Here is an 18,341-nt window from a genome sequence, read left to right as displayed (position 1 = left end):
CCCCCGCCCGGCAGCGTGGACCGGCGGCCTCGCGGGCCACGAGGCGTCCGTCGCCCCGTTCGGCCTACTCGACGGCCGCCGCCGCGTACTCGTTGGCGACGGTCGCGACCTTGTCGACGTAGTCGTTGTCGTGGTTGTACGAGTACACCGCGGCGCGCCAGCCCTCGGGGTCGGTCATCGCCCCCGAGGCGCAGAGGTACCGCGCGGTCGTCAACGCGGCGTCGTCGATCTGGTGCGGGTCGGCGACGTCGTCGCCGTTGCCGTCGCTCGCCCATTTCGACCAGGTCGTGGGGATGAACTGCATCGGGCCGACCGCGCGGTCCCAGGTGGTGTCGCCGTCGAGCCGGCCGCCGTCGGTGTCGGCGATGGCGGCCACGCCCTTGCCGTCGAGCGCAGGACCGATGATCGGCGGGTCGGCGTACCCGCTCGCGTCGAGCGAGCTCGCACCGTGTCTGCCGTGATCCGATTCGATGTCGCCGATCGCGGCGAGCGTCGCCCAGTCGACTCCGCAGTCGGGCGCCTCCTCGGCGACCACGATGTGCGCGGCCGCGTAGGCCGCGAGCGCCCGCTCGGGGATGCCGGCGTTGGCAGCGATGCGGGAGATCCACTCGGTGTCGACCGTCGGAAGCGGCACGACCTCGGATTCCGAGAGCACGGTGGGCCCCTCGGGGGTCTCGCCGTCGGTCGCCTCGGGCGTCCCGGGCTCGGAGTCGGGCTCGGAGGCGACCGGGGGCAGCGCCACCCTCGCGCCGTACGCGGCCGGTGCGGCGAACCCGCCCGGATTGGCCGCCGTGCCCATCACGTTGACCGCGAACACGACGCCGACCACCAGCGCGACGGCACCGACGACGCCCCCGACGGCGAACCCGGCGATGACGGCGACGCGACGGACGAGCCGCCATCCGGTCGCCCGCTCGCGCGGCGGCCGGTACTCGCTGCGGTCGTCGACGTCGGACTCGTCGCTCCAGGACATCAGGTGGTTCGCTCCGTTCGGGCGCTGGTTCAGAGGTGCCCGCCGGATCGGTCGTCGTTGCCTCGAGGCTCGGCGATCACGACCCGTCCTCCCACGGTACGCGCCTCAGCCGGCTCCCGCACGAATTCATCCACAGGAGGCACCGCCGCGAGCGGTGCCGGCGGTGCCGAGCCGCGTCGACGCGCGGGTGACCGATCAGTAGCCGACCGTGAACCGCTCGCGCCGGTGGTCGCCGTTCTCGACCTCGTCGACGACGGCGATCGCGAAGTCGGCGCCCGAGATGAACGACGAGCCGTCCTCGGCGACGACGACGACCTCGCCGCCGGTGCGGTAGGCACCCGTGCGCTCGCCGGGCTGCCACGAGCCGAAGACCTTCGGAGGGTGCACGAGGAACCAGTCGAGCCCGGGCTCGCTCGCCTCGAGCAGGTCGAGCGACTCGATGCCGACGGTGGCCTCGTGCAGGTACTGCTCGGGCACGCCGAGGTCGTAGAGGCGCGGTCCGCCCGGGGCGGAGAGGCTGCCCATCGCTCCCCCGACGACGCCGAGGCGGGTGGGCGTGCCGGTGAGCCGGTCGGCGAGGGCGCGCAGCGCACCGGGCACCTCGTCGGTCATGTCGCCGCGCGGGGCGACCGCCGAGATCACGGCATCGGCACCGTCGAACTGCGCCGCGAGTCCGTCGAGGTCGAGGATCGACCCGCGCACGTACTCGACGCCGGCGACCTTCTCGCTCGGCTCGTTGCGCGACACCGACACGACCTCGTGTCCTCGTGACGCGGCTTCGGTCGCGATGTGTCCGCCGGCGTAGCCGGTGCCTCCGATGACGACGATGCGTGCCATGCTGCTCTCCTCCTGCCGCCCCGATGGCGGCACACGATGAAATGCAACGCTCTGGTGCACCGGGCATTCCGGACTAGGCTCGGCCTCGGCACGTGGAAGGGCTGAGATGGCCGGGTCGAACGCATTCTCCGAAGATCAGCTGGCGATCGTCGACGCCGTGCGCGAGTTCACGGCGACCGAGCTCGCGCCCTTCGCGAACGAGCGCGACCGCACGAAGCACTTCCCGCTCGACACGCTCGAGCGGGCGGGCCTGCTGGGCCTGGGCGGCATCTACGTCGGCGAGGATGTCGGGGGCTCGGCGCTCGATCGATTGACCGCGACGCTCGTCTTCGAAGAGCTCGCCAAGGGCGACACGACGATCGCCGCGTACCTGTCGATCCACAACATGGTGGCGTGGATGATCGATCGGTACGGCGACGACGCGCAGCGGGAGCGCTGGCTGCCCGGGCTGACGTCGCTCGTCGACCGCGCCAGCTACTGCCTCACCGAGCCGTCGGCGGGCTCCGACGCCGCGGCGATCACCACGACGGCACGGCGCGAGGGTGACGAGTACGTGCTGAACGGGGTGAAGCAGTTCATCTCGGGCGCCGGCGTCTCGGCCGTCTACCTCGTCTTCGCCCGCACCGGCGAGCCGGGTGCACGCGGAATCAGCGCGATCGTCGTTCCGGCCGAGGCTTCCGGCCTGTCCTTCGGTCCCGACGAGCAGAAGATGGGCTGGCGCGCCCAGCCCACCCGGCAGGTCGTGCTCGACGGCGTCCGGGTGCCGGTCGGCCACCGCCTGGGCGATGAGGGCGACGGGTTCCCGATCGCCCTGTCGGGACTCGACGGCGGACGGGTGAACATCGCGGCGTGCTCGCTCGGCGGCGCGCAGTGGGCGCTCGATCGTGCCCTGCGGCACGTGCGGGAGCGCGAGACGTTCGGGCGCCCCCTCGCCGAGCACCAGACGGTGCGCTTCACGCTCGCCGACATGGCGACCGAACTCCACGCCGCGCGACTGCTCGTGCACGACGCCGCCGCCGCGATCGACGACGGCGTGCCCGACGCGACGGCGAGGTGCGCGATGGCGAAGCGCTTCGCGACCGATGCCGCATTCACCGTGGCGAACGCCGCGCTGCAACTCCACGGCGGGTACGGCTACCTCTCGGAGTTCGGCATCGAGCGCGTCGTGCGGGACCTGCGCGTGCACCAGATCCTCGAGGGCACGAACGAGGTCATGCGCATGATCGTCGCCCGACGCCTGCTCGGCGGCCGATGACTCGGAGCGGTCGCCGGCGCGGCCGCCGTGACGGTCAGTCGGCGAGCAGTCCCGCGTGCAGCAGCTCGAGGTAGTTCTCGCTGACGCTCGCCGCGGTGTGGCTGCCACCCGGCCGGTACCAGAACACCGTCGACCAGACCGCGTCGCGGATGAACCGGAACGCGAGCCGCGGATCGACCGAGTCGCGGAAGGCGCCGTCGGCCTGGCCGGCCGTGATCTGCTCGAGCCAGAGCTCCTCGATGCGCGCGGCCCCGTCGGCGAGGAACTCGAAGCCGGGCTGGGTCATCATGAACCCGGTCTCGTTCTGGTAGATGCGCACCTCGTCGGGGCGCTGTTCGATCGTGAGGAATGCGTGCTCGATGAGCTGGTCGAGGTGCTCGCGGTAGCTGCCCTCGCTCGCGACGATGCGCTCGAAGTGCGCGAGCGTGTCGTCCATGAACGCGCGCAGGATCTCCTGCAGCACCGCCTCCTTCGAGGAGAAGTGGTGGTACAGGCTGCCCGAGAGGATGCCCGCCTCGTCGGCGATGTCGCGCACCGTCGTCGACGAGTATCCGCGCGAGGCGATCAGCCTCGTCGCGATCGCGATGATCTCGTCGCGCCGCCCCGAACCGTCGCCCACGTCAGCGCCCGCTGACCTTGCCGAACAGGCGGGCGATGGGAGCGAGCACGAGCGGCCGCGCTGCGATCCAGGCGACCGCGATCACGACGAGCGAGGCGACGAAGATCCAGAAGCCGACCCAGTTCACGGCGTCCTGGCTGGCGTACATGTGGTTGAGGTTGCGCAAGATCCCGGTCGCGAACACGAGCCCGACGTGCACGATGATGAAGGCGACGAAGTACAGCATCACCGGGAAGTGCACGGCACGAGCCCACTCGACCGGGTAGATGCGGTTCAGCGTCTTCGCGTTCTTCGGCCAGATCCCCGACATGCGCACGCCCGTGATCACCGCGAGCGGGGCCGCGACGAAGACGGTCATGAAGTAGGCGATCTGCTGCAGGCTGTTGTAGTTCACCCAGCCGTTCTCGGTCGGCCAGTCGAGCGAGAGGTACTGCAGCAGCGCCGAGATCGCGTTCGGGAAGACCTCCCAGCTCGTCGGCACGATGCGCATCCACTGGCCGGTCGCGAAGAGCAGCACGACGAACACGACGCCGTTGACGAGCCACAGGATGTCGAGCGACTGGTGGAACCACAGCGCGAGGCTGATCTTGCGCTTCGCGTTCCAGCGCGGCGACCAGAACGCGGTCGGGCGCTTCTGCGTCCGCACCTGCAGGCCCGACCGGATGATGAGCACGATCAGGAACACGTTGAAGAAGTGCTGCCAGCCGAGCCACGCCGGAATGCCGACGGGCGCCGACTCGGGCAGGTGGTACTCGCCCGGGTAGCTCGCGATGAAGTCCTGCATCGGCGCGGTGGCGAGCAGCCAGTTGACGACGACGACGACCCCGGTGCCCGCGAGCAGCAGCCCGAACCCGCCGATGACGAGCACGGCGGCCCACTCGGCGCGCGAGTACGGTCCGTACAGCTTCGGCCATGGTTCGGCGACGGGCGGGGTGGATGCCGCGACGGAAGTCGCTCGTCGAGGCTGCGGCATCGGGGCGCGCCGGGGCGCGGCACCGGGCGCGGCGACGGGAGTGGGCGCGGGCGCGGGCGCGGGCGCGGGCGCGGGAGCGGGCGCGGGCGCGGGAGCGGGCGCGGGCGCGACGGTGGGCGTGGGCGCGACGACGGCAGCGGCCTCGACCGTCGGGGCGACCTCGGCGACCGGCGTCTCGACGACGCGCTCGGGCCGGGCGGGCGCCGTGCCGGCCGGGGGCCAGGGGTCGCCGTCGGGGGTGCGCGGCAGCCCGCGTCGCAGGGCGACCGCCCCGGCGACGGTGCTCGCGCCGGCGGGGGCCGCTGCCGGAGCCACCTTCGCGGCGGGCGGGGCCGTGGCGGCGGGGGCCGCCGTGGCTGGGGGCGCGGGCGCGACATCCGTCGGCGGCGTCGAGTCGACCGCCGCGGCCGGAGCCGACGACGCGGGGGGCCATGGCTCGCCGCCGGGAACGCGCGGGAGGCCGCGCCGCACGGGCCGCGGCGACGGCGCAGCGGGGACGACGACCGCCGTCGCGGGGGCTGCCGCGGTCGCCGCGACCGCGGTCGCCGGGGCGGCAGCCGCCGCGACCGCCGGAGACTCAGCGGTACCGGTCGCCGCCACGACACCTGCGGGCATCGTCGCCGCCTCCGCGACCTCGGACACCGGAGGCCAGGGGTCGCCGCCCGCGAAGCGAGGCAGGCCCTGCCGTGTCGTTCGCCCGTACGTCGCCATCGGGCGCTACGCCTTCCGCGCCTCGAGCGCGGCGATCAGCTGCGGCACGACCGTGAACAGGTCGCCGACGATGCCGAAGTCGGCGATCTCGAAGATGGGGGCGTCGCCGTCCTTGTTGATCGCGACGATCGTCTTCGCCGTCTGCATGCCGGCCCGGTGCTGGATCGCGCCCGAGATGCCGAGTGCGATGTAGAGCTGCGGCGACACCGAGACACCGGTCTGGCCGACCTGGTACGACTGCGGCACGTAACCGGCGTCGACCGCCGCGCGCGAGGCGCCGACCGCGGCGCCGAGCACGTCGGCGAGCTGCTCGACGAGCGCGAACTGCGCCTCCGAGCCGAGACCGCGGCCGCCCGACACGACCTTCGCCGCGCCGCGCAGTTCGGGACGCGACGACGTGACGACCGCCTCGTCGACGCGCCCGATGGCGGCGGCCCGACGACCGGATGCCTCGACCGCGAGCTGCTCGGTCGAGACCGGCTGCGCCTCGGCGCGGGCATCGACCGCGCCCTCGCGTACGGTGATCACCGGGGCGCCCCACGTGACCGCGGAGTCGACATTGTAGGCGCCGCCGTAGACCGAGTGATGGGCGACGACCCCCTCGGCGTCGCGCGAGACCGCGACGGCGTCGACCGCGAGACCCGAGCGCGAGCGGGCCGCGTAGCGGCCGGCGACCTCGCGCCCCTCGATCGAGTTCGGGACGAGGATCGCGTCGGGTCGCACGAGCTCGGCGGCCGCGGCGAGCGCGTCGGCCCCGGGCACCGTCACCTGCGCACCGGCCTCGGCGCCCTCGGCGACGAGCACATGGGTCGCCCCGAGTGCCGCGGCATCGGCCGCGGCCTGCTCACCGGCGCCGGCCGCGCCGACGATGAGAGCGACCGGAGTGCCGACCCCGGCGGCGGCGCCGAGCAGTCCTGCGGCGCTCTTGGTGAGCTCGCCAGAGGGGGTGAGGTCGAGGAGGACGAGGATCGAGTCGGCCTGGAAGTCAGTCATGTCGATCCCCTTACGCGAGCCGGTTCTGGACGAGGTACTCGGCGAGCCGCTCGCCGGCGTCGCCCTCGTCGACGATCTTGGTGCCCGCCGTGCGGGGCGGCTTCTCGGCGAGCGAGATCATGATCGAGCGCGACGCCTCGGTCGTCTCGGCATCGACGCCGAGGTCGGCGAGCGAGAGCGTCTCGAACGGCTTCTTCTTCGCGGCCATGATGCCCTTGAAGTTCGGGAACCGGGCGTCCGGCAGCCGTTCGGTGATCGAGATGACCGCGGGCAGCGCCGCCGTGACCTGCATCGTGCCGTGGTCGCTCGCGCGCTCGCCGCGCACCTCGCCGTCGGCGATCTCGACCGAGTTCAGGCTCGTCGCGTTCGGCACGTCGAGGAGCTCGGCGATCATCGCCGGCACCACGCCGCCGGAGCCGTCGGTCGACTCGTTGCCGGCGATCACGAGGTCGTACCCGATGCGCTGCACCGCGGCGGCGAGCACCTCGGCGGTGAGCCCGAGGTCGGCCCCGGCGAGCGCGTCGTCGACGACCTGCACGGCCGACGACGCCCCCATCGCGAGGCCCTTGCGCACGGTCGCCGCAGCGGACCCGGGCGACATCGAGAGCACGACCACCTCGGTGCCGGCGTTCGCGTCGGCGTACGAGAGCGCGACCTCCAGGGCGCGCTCGCCGATCTCGTCGAGCACCGTGTCACTCGCGGCGCGATCGGCGAGGCCGGTCTGCAGGTTCAGCTTGCGGTCCCCGTAGGTGTCGGGGACCTCCTTGACCAGGACGACGATCTTCATTCCGCTCCCTCTGTGCACGAGTCGCTCCATCCTAACCAAGCACTTGCTTGCCTCGACAGGGCACTCTTTTGTGGGATGCCGCCAACCCGGTGCGGCGCTCGACCGAGCACCTTCGTCGAACGTGCACAGTTCCCGGCTGCCGCGCGGGATGCCGGGGTTACGCTGCGGGCATGAGCGGATTCCGACCCCCTGTTGCAGATATCGCCTTCGCCCTCGAGCACGTCGTCGACTACGACGCCGTCGCGCAGCTGCCCGGTTTCGAGCACGCCGACCTCGAGACCGTCTCCGAGATCCTCGACGAGGTCGGCAGCTTCATGGCCGAGGTCGTGGCGCCCACCAACCGCGCCGGCGACCTCGAGGGTTCGACGCTGAACCCCGACGGCAGCGTGACGACGGCGACCGGCTTCAAGGAGGCGTACGCCGCCTACGTCGACGCGGGCTGGGGCTCGGTTCCGCTGCCCGAGGAGTACGGCGGCGGCAACTTCCCGCGCACGGTCGGCCTCGCCGTGCAGGAGCTCATGATGACGGCGAACATGGCATTCTCGCTGGCTCCGCTGCTCACTCAGGGCGCGATCGAGGCGCTGCTGCACTACGGCAGCGACGAGCAGAAGCAGCAGTGGCTGCCCAAGATGGTCTCCGGCGAGTGGGCCGGCACCATGAACCTCACCGAGCCGCACGCCGGCTCCGACGTCGGCGCGCTGACCACGAAGGCGGTCAAGCGCGAGGACGGCACCTACGGCATCACCGGCCAGAAGATCTTCATCACCTTCGGCGACCACGACCTCAGCGAGCAGATCGTGCACCTCGTGCTCGCACGCACGCCCGACGCCCCGGCCGGCACGAAGGGCATCTCGATCTTCATCGTGCCGAAGTTCCTCGTGAACGAGGACGGCTCGCTCGGCGAGCGCAACGGCGTGCACACCGTCGGCGTCGAGCACAAGATGGGCATCCACGGTTCGCCCACCTGCGTGCTGTCGTACGAGGACGCGACCGGCTACCTCGCCGGCGACGAGAACATCGGCATGCGCATCATGTTCGTCATGATGAACAGCGCCCGTCTCTCGGTCGGCACGCAGGGCCTCGCCGTCGCCGAGCGCGCCTACCAGCAGTCGCTCGACTACGCGCGCGAGCGCATCCAGGGCCGCGCGATCGGCGCGACGCAGGACAGCCCGATCATCGACTTCCCCGACGTGCGCCGCATGCTCATGACGCAGAAGGCATATATCGCCGCGATGCGTCGCATGATGCTCCTGAACGCGACCTACGTCGACGTGTCGACCCACCACCCCGACCCCGCGACCCGGGCTCGCGCGAACGAGATCGTCGGCCTGCTCACCCCGATCTGCAAGTCGTTCGGCACCGACCTCGGCAACGAGCTCACCTCGCTCGCACTGCAGATCCACGGCGGCATGGGCTTCATCGAGGAGACCGGGGCCGCCCAGCACTACCGCGACGTGCGCATCGCGGCGATCTACGAGGGCACGAACGGCATCCAGGCCGCCGACCTCGTCGGTCGCAAGCTCCCGGTCCGCGACGGCGCGTCCGCGCTCGAGTTCATCGCCACCATGCGCGAGCTCGACACCGAGCTGGCCGCGGCGGGCGAGGAGTTCGCCTCGATCCGCTCGCACCTGAGCGCACAGCTCGACACCCTCGAGCAGACGACGGCGTGGATGCTGCGCACCGGTGCCACCGACCCGAACGCGGTGCTCTCGGGGTCGTCCCCGTACCAGCGCATCTGGGGCCTCGTCGTCGGCGGGTGGCTCATGGCGAAGTCGGCGCTCGGTGCACGCGGCGTCGACGCCGACGGCATCGCCGAGACGCAGCTGCCGCTCGCCCGCTTCTACGCCGAGCAGCTGCTGCCGCAGGCCGCCGGCCTGGCCAGCTCCGCGACGGCCGGCTCGCGCGACCTGTTCGCACTCGACGCCGCCGCCCTCGGCGACCCCGCAGCTCGCGGGGCCCGCGTCTGAGCCGACCCGAGGCCTGACGATGCGCTCGCCCTCCGGGGCGGGCGCATCGTCGTCTCGCCCGAGTCCGTCAGGCGTTCCCCGGAGCGAGGCGCATGGTCTCGCCGGCCCGGTCTGCGAACGCCGTCGCCGTGGTCGCGATCGTGCGCTGCATCACCTCGACGGCGGCGGCGGGCGCGACATCGGCGGGCCGGGCCAGGCTGATCGTTCGGGTGAGCGTCGGTGCCTCGAGCCGCACCGATCGCAGGCCCGGGCGGTCGATGAGCACCATCGCCGGCACGATCGCGACGCCGAGGCCGCGCTCGACGAAGCGCAACACGGCATCCATCTCGGCACCTTCGAGCACGATCTCGGGCGTGAGGCCGGCCGCCGCGAACGCCGCGTCGGTCGTGCCGCGCAGGTCGTAGGTCGCGCTGAACACGATCTGCGGCAGCGCCGCGACCTCGGCGAGCGAGACGGCCTCGCCCGTCGCGACCGGAGGCATCCCCGCCGATGAGATCACGACGAGCTCCTCGACGAGCAGCGGGGCCAGCGTGAACCGCTCGGCCGAACGGCCGTCGGAGGTCGTGATGAGCGCCAGGTCGAGCTCGCCGCTCGCGAGTTCGTCGAGCAGGCGCCGCGACCCCTGCTCCGAGAGGTGCAGTTCGATGCCGGGATGCTCCGCGTGGAACGCGCTGAGCACCTCGGCGACGAGGCTGATGCAGAGGGTCGGGGTCGCGCCGAGCCGCACCCGGCCGCGTTCGAGGCCGGCGAGCTCGGCGAGGTCGCGGCGCACCGACTCGGCGTCGGCGAGCATGCGGCGCGCGAGCGGCAGCAGCGACTCGCCGGCGGGGGTGAGCGTCGAGCCGCCTCGGGCCCGGCGGAACAGCTCGGCGCCGAGGTCGTGCTCGAGCGCGGTGATCTGGCGGCTGAGCGTGGGTTGCGCGAGGTAGAGCTCTTCGGCGGCGCGGGTGAAGTTGCCGAAGCGGGCGACCGTGACGAAGCTCTGCAGCTGTTCGAGGTTCACATGCATACTCTATGCGCATCGTGGCGACACGATATATGCATTGGAGTAATCATCCAGACGCGCCTACCGTGGCTGCCATGACCACCCCCACGTTCAACGCTCCGACCACCGCCGAACGACAGATCTCCACGACCGTGCTCGTGATCGGCACCGGCGGCTCGGGGCTGCGCGCCGCCATCGAGCTCGCCGAGGCGGGTGTCGACGTGCTCGCGCTCGGCAAGCGCCCGAAGTCCGATGCCCACACCTCGCTCGCGGCCGGCGGCATCAACGCCGCCCTGGCGACCATGGACGCCGACGACAGCTGGCAGCAGCACGCCGCCGACACGCTCAAGGAGAGCTACCTGCTCGCCGACCCGCGCACCGTCGAGACCGTGACGAAGGGCGCGGCACGAGGCATCCAGGATCTCGAACGCTACGGAATGCCGTTCGCCCGCGAGGCCGACGGCCGCATCTCGCAGCGCTTCTTCGGCGCGCACACGTACCGCCGCACGGCGTTCGCGGGCGACTACACGGGGCTCGAGATCCAGCGCACGCTCGTGAACCGCGCGGCGCAGCTCGAGGTGCCGATCCTCGACACCGTGTACGTCACCCGCATCCTCGTGAACGACGACGGCGCGGTGTTCGGCGCGTACGGCTTCGACCTCGAGAACGGGACCCGCTACCTCATCCACGCCGACGCCGTCATCCTCGCGGCGGGCGGGCACAACCGCATCTGGCGGCGCACCTCGTCGCGGCGCGACGAGAACACGGGCGACTCGTGGCGGCTCGCCGTCGAGGCGGGCGGACGCGTGCGCGACCCGGAGCTCGTGCAGTTCCACCCGTCCGGCATCATCGAGCCCGAGAGCGCGGCAGGCACCCTCATCAGCGAGGCGGCCCGCGGCGAGGGCGGCATCCTCACCAACGGCCTCGGTGAGCGCTTCATGGACAAGTACGACCCCGAACGCCTCGAGCTGTCGACCCGCGACCGCGTCGCGCTGGCCTGCTACACCGAGATCAAGGAGGGCCGCGGCACCCCCAACGGCGGCGTCTGGCTGGATGTCTCGCACCTGCCCCGCGAGACGATCATGCAGCGGCTGCCGCGGGTGTACCAGACGATGCTCGAGCTGCAGATGCTCGACATCACGAAGCAGCCCATCGAGATCGCGCCGACCGCGCACTACTCGATGGGCGGGGTCTGGGTTCGGCCCGACGACCACGGCACCGACGTGCCCGGGCTCTACGCCATCGGCGAGGCATCCAGCGGCCTGCACGGAGCCAACCGGCTGGGCGGCAACTCGCTCATCGAGCTGCTCGTCTTCGGACGCATCGTGGGTCAGGCCGCCGCCGCGTACTCGCGGTCGCTTCCGGCGCAGCAGCGCTCGGCCGCCGCGGTCGAGACCGCCCGCGACGAGATCTCCGCACTGCTGGGGTCGGACGGCGCCGAGAACGTGCGCGCCCTGCAGCGCGCCATCCGCGACACGATGACCGAGCATGCCGGCGTCGTGCGCGACGAGGAGGGCCTGCGCGCCGGCCTCGCCGAGCTCGACGGGATCGAGGCGCGCATGGCCGACATCGGCGTGCACCCCGACATCGCGGGCTACCAGGACCTCGCGCACGCGTTCGACCTCAAGTCCGCCGCGCTCGCGGCCCGCGCGACGCTCGAAGCCGCGCTCGAGCGTCGCGAGACCCGCGGCTGCCACAACCGCAGCGACTACCCCGCCACGGATGCCTCGCTGCAGGTGAACCTCGTGTGGTCGCCCCAGACCGGGGTGACGCGCGAGGCGATCCCGCCGATCCCGGAGGAGATCGCGGGGCTCATGCGCGAGGTGTCGACGGTCGGCAAGCTCGTCGAGTAGGCGCGTCTCGACCGGCACGACGAAGGGCCGGATGCCCGAGGCATCCGGCCCTTCGCTCGATCAGTACGACGAGACGGCTCAGTACTTCGAGATGGTGATGTAGCCGGGCGAACCCGAGGCCGGCTTCTCGACGTAGCAGCCGGCGTCGTACGCCGCCTGCCACGCCGTGCGCTTCGCCGCGCTCGAGCTCGCGTACGCGAAGTTGACCTGGCCAGCGTACGAGCAGAGCGTGTTCCACGTGTTGCGTCCGACGATGCCGTCGGAGGTGATGTAGACCCAGCTCTGGAACTTGCGCACCTGCGACTCGGTCGCGGGACCGAACGAGTTGTCGACGGCGAGCGCGCTGCCGAGGCCGTAGGCCGACTGGACCCCGTTCAGCATGCGCTGGATCTGCCCGACGCACGTCGAGTACCCGCCGCGCGAGTAGACGTAGGCGGTGCAGCCCTTGCCCGAGGTTCCGCTGTACGCGTTCGCCGCGGTTGCCGGTGCGATCGCGCAGAGCCCTGCGACCGCGAGCGCGACCGCTCCCCCGGCGATCCCTCTCCTGAGCTTCTTGATCATCTGCGTGCGTCCCCATTCGTTGTTCGGCGGGTGGCTCGACGCCCCCCGGTCTGGTCGGCGCATCCGCGCACGGACCGATCAGACCACGGCCGGGGATGCCTGCAGAATGGGCAGCACTCCCCATCGCCGGGTTCGGCCGGTCGAGACGTCGGCCCATACGATGATCGGATGGGCCTCTTCGATCACATCGGCATCTCCGTCGACGACCTGACCCGTTCGACCGCGCAGTTCGACCCGGTGATGCAGGCGCTCGGCTGCACGCGGCAGGACGCCGACAACGGGGTGTCGTGGTACCTGGGCGAGGAGGAGCTGATCCTCTTCCCCGCCCTCGAGCCGGGCACCGGACCGCACCGCCACGGCCGGGTCGGCTGGCAGCACCTCGCCTTCCCCGTCGAATCGCGCACCGAGGTCGATCGGCTGCACGAGATCGCCGTCGGCGCGGGGTGGACGGCGGTGCGCGACCCGAAGCCGTACCCGCGCTTCAACGAGCGCTACTACGCCTCGTTCGTCGAGGACGACAACGGCATCCGCCTCGAGTTCATGCACAACCCGCCGCGCGAGCCGGTCACGGACTAGCTGCCGCCGCGCCATCGCTCCGGGCGTGGCGAGAGCGGCTGGCAGCGCTTCGCGCCGATGAACGCGGCGAGATCATCAACTGACGGCGTCGGGCGCGCATCGCGGCCGAACGCGCATGCCGCACCCGCGAACGGTGACGACCTCGGCGCTGCTCAAGCGCTCAGCGCCGCCGCGACCGCAGCACGCAGCGCGGGAACCGTCTCGGCCTCGAACCACGGGTTGCGCTGCTGCCAGGCGATGTTGCGCGGCGACGGGTGCACCACGGGGAGGACCTCGGGTCCGTAGTCGCGCCAGTGGCGAACGGTCTCGGTGAGCGTCATCCGCCGGTCGGGCAGGTAGGCCCGCTGGGCGTACGCGCCGACGAGGACGGTCAGCCGCACGCTCGCGAGCTGCTCGAGAAGCGGCGGATGCCACGTCGCCGCGAATCCTCGGCGGGGCGGAAGGTCGCCCGAGGCGGCCTTGCCCGGGAAGTAGAAGTCCATCGGCACGATCGCGAACGCCGCCGGGTCGTGGAACGTCTCTCGGTCGACGCCGAGCCAGCGAACGAGGGTGTCGCCGCTGGCGTCGTTCCACGGGATCCCCGACTCCTGCGCCCGGCGGCCGGGAGCCTGGCCGATGAGCAGGATGCGCGAATCGGGCGCAGCGGCGAAGACGGGCTGCCAGCCGCGGGCGGTGAACGGCGCGTTCTGCTCGTCGGCGATGATCGCGTCGCGGATCCGCTGGATCTCGTCGGTCATGGTCGCACCAGACTATGACGTGACCTGAAAATAATCATTGACTTATATAAGTGATGATGCAATCATTGCCCCATGCACGCGCTCGATGTCCTCGGAGATCCGGTCAGGCGCCGCATCCTCGAGCTGATCGCCGACGGTGAGGCGTCGGCCGGCGACGTCGGCCGTGTCATCCAGGCCGAGTTCGGCATCTCGCAGCCGGCGGTCTCCCAGCACCTGCGCGTGCTTCGCGAGTCGGGGTTCGTGACCGTGCGCCCCGAGGGGGCGCGGCGGTTGTACGCGGTCGACCCCGCGCCGCTCGCTCAGGCCGACGCCTGGTTCGACGCGTTCCGCCGGTTCTGGGAGCCCAAGCTCGACGCCCTCGGCACCGAGCTCGCGCGCGGTCGGCTCGCGCAGCGGAAGGCGGCAGAGAAGCAGCGCCCTGCTGGGGCATCCCCGCCCGCCCGGCCTGACGACGACACCCGCACCGATCCGCACGACGACTGAACGAAGGAGTACCGACATGGTTGACGTGAACGCCCAGCTCGACGCCGTCACGCGCAGCATCGAGACGAAGGAGGTCGACGGCGAGCGCACGTACGTGCAATTGCTCACCCAGACCTACCCCTCCCCCATCGACGACGTGTGGGACGCGGTGACGAGCGCCGAGCGCATTCCGCGTTGGTTCCTGCCGATCTCGGGCGACCTGCGACTCGGCGGCACGTACCAGTTCGAGGGCAACGCGGGCGGCGAGATCAGGAGCTGCGAGCCGCCGCGCGACGGCACGGCCGGCTACTCGGTCACGTGGGGCATGGGCGTCGGCGAGCCGGCCATCGTGAGCGTTCGCCTCATCGAGGTGGATGCCTCGCACACCCGTTTCGAGCTCGAGAACGTCGCCACGGCGACGAGCCTGCCCGACGGCATGTGGGAGCAGTTCGGGCCGTCGGCGACCGGCATCGGCTGGGACCAGGGGCTCCTCGGCCTCGCGCTGCACTTCTCGGGCGGCGACGACGGCATCTCGCCCGAAGAGGCCCCGGCCTGGGTCGCGTCGGATGAGGGGAAGGCGTTCATGCGCCGCTCAGCCGACGCATGGGCCGCGGCTCACGAGCGCGACGGGGTCAGCGCAGAGGTCGCGAAGGGTGCGTCCGATCGCACGTATGCGGCGTACACCGGTGATGCCGCGGGGGCCGAGATGGGGTGACGGCGGCGGGGCCACCGGCTCGAACGCGATGAGGGGTGGATGCCTCACGGCTTCCACCCCTCACGGAGCCCCTCAGACGTGCTACTTCTCGACGACCGTCAGCGGGATACGCCCCTCGCTCCCGAGTCCGGAGGTGAGGACGACGTCGTAGGCCCCGGGCTCGACCGACTTTGGCACGCGCCACTTCACCATCGCGGTGCCGTTCCCATCGGCCACGAGCCTGTCGATCTCGACCTCCGACCCGTTGCCGCGAAGGGTCAGGGCGATCTGCGCGCCGACAGGCAGCTCTGTCGCCGTGATGGTCACCTTCTTGCCGGCCCGCACCTCGTCGTCCGACAGCTGCAGGGCTCCGACGGCGACGGGGGGCTCGTAGACGTCGACTCGGAACGGCACCGTCTGCGAGAGGCCTTCAGGACCGGTCACGGTCACGGTCGCCGAGGCGCCGGTATCAGCACCGAGAACGTGGGTGCCGGTCACGTCGAAGACCGTCGCAGCGTCTGCACCTGCCGCATCGGCCCCGCTGATCACACCGTCGGTGACGGCACCGTCGGGCCAGGTGATCGTCGCCTGGAGCTGCGCCAGCGGTACGCTCGGGCTCGCGATCCGTGCGACCACGCCGGCGACCTCGCCGCTCTCCACCTGCGGGACTTCGCGCCCGACGACCGCGGTCTGCCACGGGATCTCAGGATCAGCCCAGAAGTTGCCCCCGAGCAGCTGGAGCCGAGCGCCATGCGAGCCGGCTCGCTGCGCGAACGTCTCGAACGAGGAGCTGTCGAACTGCGTCGCCCACCCCTTGTCGGCGATGCCGAGCGTGCGGGGCCACGCCATGTACTCGAGGTCCTCGCCGCCTCGACGGAATGTCTCGCCCCATGCGGCAGCCTCCACACCCTGCACGTCGGCCTCGGTCAGCCCGAACGAGGCGTTCAGATTCTTGCGCGTGGTGGCATCGATCACCGCGGTCGGGTCCCACGCGTACTGGTACTTGGTCGAGTAGATCGGTTCACGGAATCCGAGCGGCGCGCCGGGGAACTTGTAGTCCATGTACGCGTGGTTGACCGGAGAGAGGATGACCGGGCGCCCCTCGAACCAACCCTTTGCGAGATGGTTCTTCCGGTCCGCCCAGTACTGGTGCACGGCGTCCTTCGACGTGCCGGCCTGGGGCATCGGCGTCCAGCCGATGATCTTCTTGCCGTTGTCGGCGGCGACCTGCTCGACCATTCGGATGAATTCGCCGTACTGCGTCGTCGTGATGCCCTCGACTTCGTCGGCGCCGACGTGAATGTACTCACCGGGTGTGAGCTCGGCGACCTCGCGGATGACGTCGGAGATGAATCGGGTCACCTCGGGCTTGCCGACGCACAGCGAATTGGTCGAGATGCCGCCGGTCGTGCGGATCGGGATGATTCGCTCCTGGCAGTCGAGCACGGGGTACGACGAAAGTGCGGCATCGGAGTGGCCGGGAACGTCGATCTCGGGAACGACGTCGATCTGACGGGCGGACGCGTACGCGACGATGTCCCGGAAGTCGTCCTTCGTGTAGAACCCGGACTGTCCGCCCGCCATCGACGACGACGCGCCGTGCGCGGTGAGGTTCGGCCAGGAGTCGATCTGGATGCGCCAGCCCTGGTCGTCGGTCAGATGGATGTGCAGGCGGTTCATCTTCACCAGCGACATCTGGTCGACGAGGGCTTTCACGGCGTCGACGGTGAGGAAGTTGCGGGCCGGATCGATCATCAGGCCACGCTGAGCGAAGCGGGGATAGTCCACGATCTCAGTGGCGGCGACGCTCCACGCCTGGACGACGTCGCTGTCGTCGCCGAGCGCCCAGACCGGCAGCAGTTGCAGCAGCGTGCGGGTTCCGTTCCACGCGCCGCGCAACTCGCTCGCGGTGATCTGCACGCCCGTCGGCGCCGACACGAGGCGGTACGCCTCGGCCTTCTGATACTGCTGCTCCGCGCCGGACGCGGGGTCGCCCTGGACCAGCACGATGTCGCCGTCCGCGGCGCCCGCCTCCACGATCGGCAACTCGAAGCCGGTGCTCGCGCGCAGCGTGTCGGCGAGGAGCCCCGCCGCCTCGGAGAAGGCCGCCGGGCTCACGATGCGGCTGTCCTCGGTGATCTCGTACGGCGCGCCCTCGGCGTCGGCCCGTGACACGGGCTGCGGGGTGATGTCACCGGTGGGCGGCAGCTCCGGGGCGGGCTTCTCGGCTCCCCAGACCTCGAAGGCGAACAGCGAGTAGCCGTAGATGCCCGCCGTCTCGACGCCCTGCATACGCACGAACTTCCACGCCTCTGCGGTGTCGACGACGATGCTCTGCGCGCCCGCCCCTGTTGCGGCGCCATCGTGCACCGTGGTCCACGAGGTGCCGTCGTTCGACACCTGCAGGAGGTACTTCTTGCCGTAGGCCGCCTCCCAGTTGAGGACGACCGTGTGGATGCGCGATGCCTCGGCGAGCTCGACCTGAATCCAGTCGGCCGTGTTGTCGTAGATCGGCGCCGTGCGCGTGTACTTCGATCCCCAGCGAGTGGTCGAGTCTCCGTCGATCGCGTTCGCGGCGACGAAGCGGTCGTCGTAGAACGACTTCGCCGTCGCCGTGCCGTCGCGGGCCAGGTCGCGCGCCGCTCCGGGGGGCGTGTCCGAAGGCTGGTTCCAGACCTGGAACGAGTACAGCGAGAGACCGTACTTCGTCGCCGTGGCCTGCGACACGACGCGCACGAACGACCATGCATCGGAGGTGTCGACCACCTCCTCCTGCACGAGGTGGCCGCCGGCTGCCTGACCGGTCGGCGTGGTCACCCGGCGGAGACTCGTCCACGTCGCCCCGTCGTTCGACACCTGGATCTCGTAGTCGGTCGAGTAGGCCGCCTCCCAGTCGAGCACGACCTTCAGGATGTAGGTCGGCTCGGCGAGCTCGATCTGAGCCCACTCCCCCGTCACGTCGTACGTGTCACTGGGGCTGGTACGGGTGTACCGCGAGCCCCAGCGCGTCGTGGAGTCGCCGTCATTCATTCGAGCAGGCTCGAAGCTGCCGCTCAGCGTGTACGTCGAACGGGCCGTCGCCGTGCCCTCGCGGGCGACATCCCGGCTCGCCGCCGCGGAGGCGGGACCAGCGGCGAAGACCAACCCGCTCACGGTGACGACCAACGCGATCAGCGCGGCGATGCCACGACGGAGGGCGGGCGGGCGGCGGCGGTCTCGGAGGCGGGCGTCGTTGCTCATCTTCATCTCCGTCGAGAAAGTTTGTTGACTATCTAAAGAAAGTAATTGAGAGGACACTAGCGCCCCGCGCGTCGTTCGACAAGGCCCACGCCGCCGCCGCTCGCCGAACCGAGACTCT

General features: G+C 71.1%; 16 protein-coding genes. 6 read left to right on the top strand and 10 right to left on the bottom strand.

Annotated elements, in window-relative coordinates:
* Positions 1-64: 64 nt before the first annotated feature.
* Both ACFWGP_RS11540 and ACFWGP_RS11535 read right to left on the bottom strand, forming a co-directional pair.
* Positions 65-973 carry a lytic transglycosylase domain-containing protein gene (locus ACFWGP_RS11540; protein WP_376930963.1) on the bottom strand — a complete coding sequence of 303 codons (909 nt, stop codon included), beginning with the start codon at positions 971-973 and terminating at the stop codon, positions 65-67.
* A gap of 195 nt (positions 974-1,168) precedes the next feature.
* Positions 1,169-1,810, bottom strand: a complete 642-nt coding sequence (locus ACFWGP_RS11535) for an NAD(P)-dependent oxidoreductase (protein WP_231432010.1) — start codon at positions 1,808-1,810, stop codon at positions 1,169-1,171.
* 106 nt (positions 1,811-1,916) lie between these two features.
* Here ACFWGP_RS11535 and ACFWGP_RS11530 point away from each other — a divergent pair, with 106 nt between their 5' ends.
* The gene (locus ACFWGP_RS11530; protein WP_231432011.1) at positions 1,917-3,065 is read left to right on the top strand and encodes an acyl-CoA dehydrogenase family protein; all 1,149 of its coding nucleotides are present in this window, start codon (positions 1,917-1,919) and stop codon (positions 3,063-3,065) included.
* 34 nt (positions 3,066-3,099) lie between these two features.
* Here the strand turns inward: ACFWGP_RS11530 and ACFWGP_RS11525 are convergent, their stop codons facing one another.
* From ACFWGP_RS11525 to ACFWGP_RS11510, 4 genes are all read right to left on the bottom strand, one after another.
* Entirely contained in the window at positions 3,100-3,684 is a 585-nt protein-coding gene (locus ACFWGP_RS11525) for a TetR/AcrR family transcriptional regulator (RefSeq protein ID WP_275506308.1), read from the bottom strand.
* A gap of 1 nt (position 3,685) precedes the next feature.
* A complete protein-coding gene (locus tag ACFWGP_RS11520; RefSeq protein ID WP_376930962.1) occupies positions 3,686-5,272 on the bottom strand; it encodes a cytochrome b/b6 domain-containing protein in 1,587 nt (528 codons plus the stop codon).
* 102 nt (positions 5,273-5,374) lie between these two features.
* The gene (locus tag ACFWGP_RS11515; protein WP_231432014.1) at positions 5,375-6,361 is read right to left on the bottom strand and encodes an electron transfer flavoprotein subunit alpha/FixB family protein; all 987 of its coding nucleotides are present in this window, start codon (positions 6,359-6,361) and stop codon (positions 5,375-5,377) included.
* A gap of 10 nt (positions 6,362-6,371) precedes the next feature.
* Complete coding sequence (locus ACFWGP_RS11510) at positions 6,372-7,148, bottom strand: electron transfer flavoprotein subunit beta/FixA family protein (RefSeq protein WP_275506306.1); 777 nt, start codon at positions 7,146-7,148, stop codon at positions 6,372-6,374.
* Positions 7,149-7,318: 170 nt separating this feature from the next.
* Between ACFWGP_RS11510 and ACFWGP_RS11505 the strand changes: the two genes are divergently transcribed.
* A complete protein-coding gene (locus tag ACFWGP_RS11505; protein WP_376930961.1) occupies positions 7,319-9,115 on the top strand; it encodes an acyl-CoA dehydrogenase in 1,797 nt (598 codons plus the stop codon).
* A gap of 67 nt (positions 9,116-9,182) precedes the next feature.
* On the opposite strand, the gene ACFWGP_RS11500 is transcribed toward ACFWGP_RS11505, so the two are convergent.
* Positions 9,183-10,124, bottom strand: coding sequence for a LysR family transcriptional regulator (locus ACFWGP_RS11500; RefSeq protein ID WP_376930960.1), 942 nt, complete (start codon positions 10,122-10,124; stop codon positions 9,183-9,185).
* A gap of 71 nt (positions 10,125-10,195) precedes the next feature.
* Here ACFWGP_RS11500 and ACFWGP_RS11495 point away from each other — a divergent pair, with 71 nt between their 5' ends.
* On the top strand, positions 10,196-11,953 hold the full coding sequence (locus ACFWGP_RS11495) for an L-aspartate oxidase (RefSeq protein WP_231432018.1): 1,758 nt from the start codon (positions 10,196-10,198) through the stop codon (positions 11,951-11,953).
* Between the two features lie 78 nt (positions 11,954-12,031).
* Here ACFWGP_RS11495 and ACFWGP_RS11490 read toward each other — a convergent pair whose 3' ends face one another.
* Positions 12,032-12,514 (bottom strand): peptidoglycan-binding protein, encoded by a 483-nt coding sequence (locus ACFWGP_RS11490; RefSeq protein WP_275506303.1) that lies wholly within the window; start codon positions 12,512-12,514, stop codon positions 12,032-12,034.
* A gap of 168 nt (positions 12,515-12,682) precedes the next feature.
* On the opposite strand from ACFWGP_RS11490, the gene ACFWGP_RS11485 reads away from it, so the two are divergent.
* The gene (locus tag ACFWGP_RS11485) at positions 12,683-13,090 is read left to right on the top strand and encodes a VOC family protein (protein WP_275506302.1); all 408 of its coding nucleotides are present in this window, start codon (positions 12,683-12,685) and stop codon (positions 13,088-13,090) included.
* A gap of 152 nt (positions 13,091-13,242) precedes the next feature.
* Here the strand turns inward: ACFWGP_RS11485 and ACFWGP_RS11480 are convergent, their stop codons facing one another.
* Positions 13,243-13,827: a uracil-DNA glycosylase family protein gene (locus ACFWGP_RS11480; protein WP_231432021.1), complete on the bottom strand. Its 585-nt coding sequence runs from the start codon at positions 13,825-13,827 to the stop codon at positions 13,243-13,245.
* 72 nt (positions 13,828-13,899) lie between these two features.
* On the opposite strand from ACFWGP_RS11480, the gene ACFWGP_RS11475 reads away from it, so the two are divergent.
* The gene (locus ACFWGP_RS11475) at positions 13,900-14,310 is read left to right on the top strand and encodes a helix-turn-helix transcriptional regulator (protein ID WP_275506301.1); all 411 of its coding nucleotides are present in this window, start codon (positions 13,900-13,902) and stop codon (positions 14,308-14,310) included.
* Positions 14,311-14,326: 16 nt separating this feature from the next.
* Positions 14,327-15,004, top strand: a complete 678-nt coding sequence (locus ACFWGP_RS11470) for an SRPBCC domain-containing protein (RefSeq protein WP_275506300.1) — start codon at positions 14,327-14,329, stop codon at positions 15,002-15,004.
* 81 nt (positions 15,005-15,085) lie between these two features.
* Here the strand turns inward: ACFWGP_RS11470 and ACFWGP_RS11465 are convergent, their stop codons facing one another.
* A complete protein-coding gene (locus ACFWGP_RS11465; RefSeq protein WP_376930959.1) occupies positions 15,086-18,223 on the bottom strand; it encodes a family 20 glycosylhydrolase in 3,138 nt (1,045 codons plus the stop codon).
* Between the last annotated feature and the right edge of the window lie 118 nt (positions 18,224-18,341).

It is taken from the genome of Agromyces sp. NPDC127015 (genome assembly GCF_042725165.1).
GTDB lineage: Bacteria > Actinomycetota > Actinomycetes > Actinomycetales > Microbacteriaceae > Agromyces > Agromyces chromiiresistens.
Note: the sequence above shows the minus strand (reverse complement) of the source record. Positions and strands in the feature narration are given on the sequence as shown.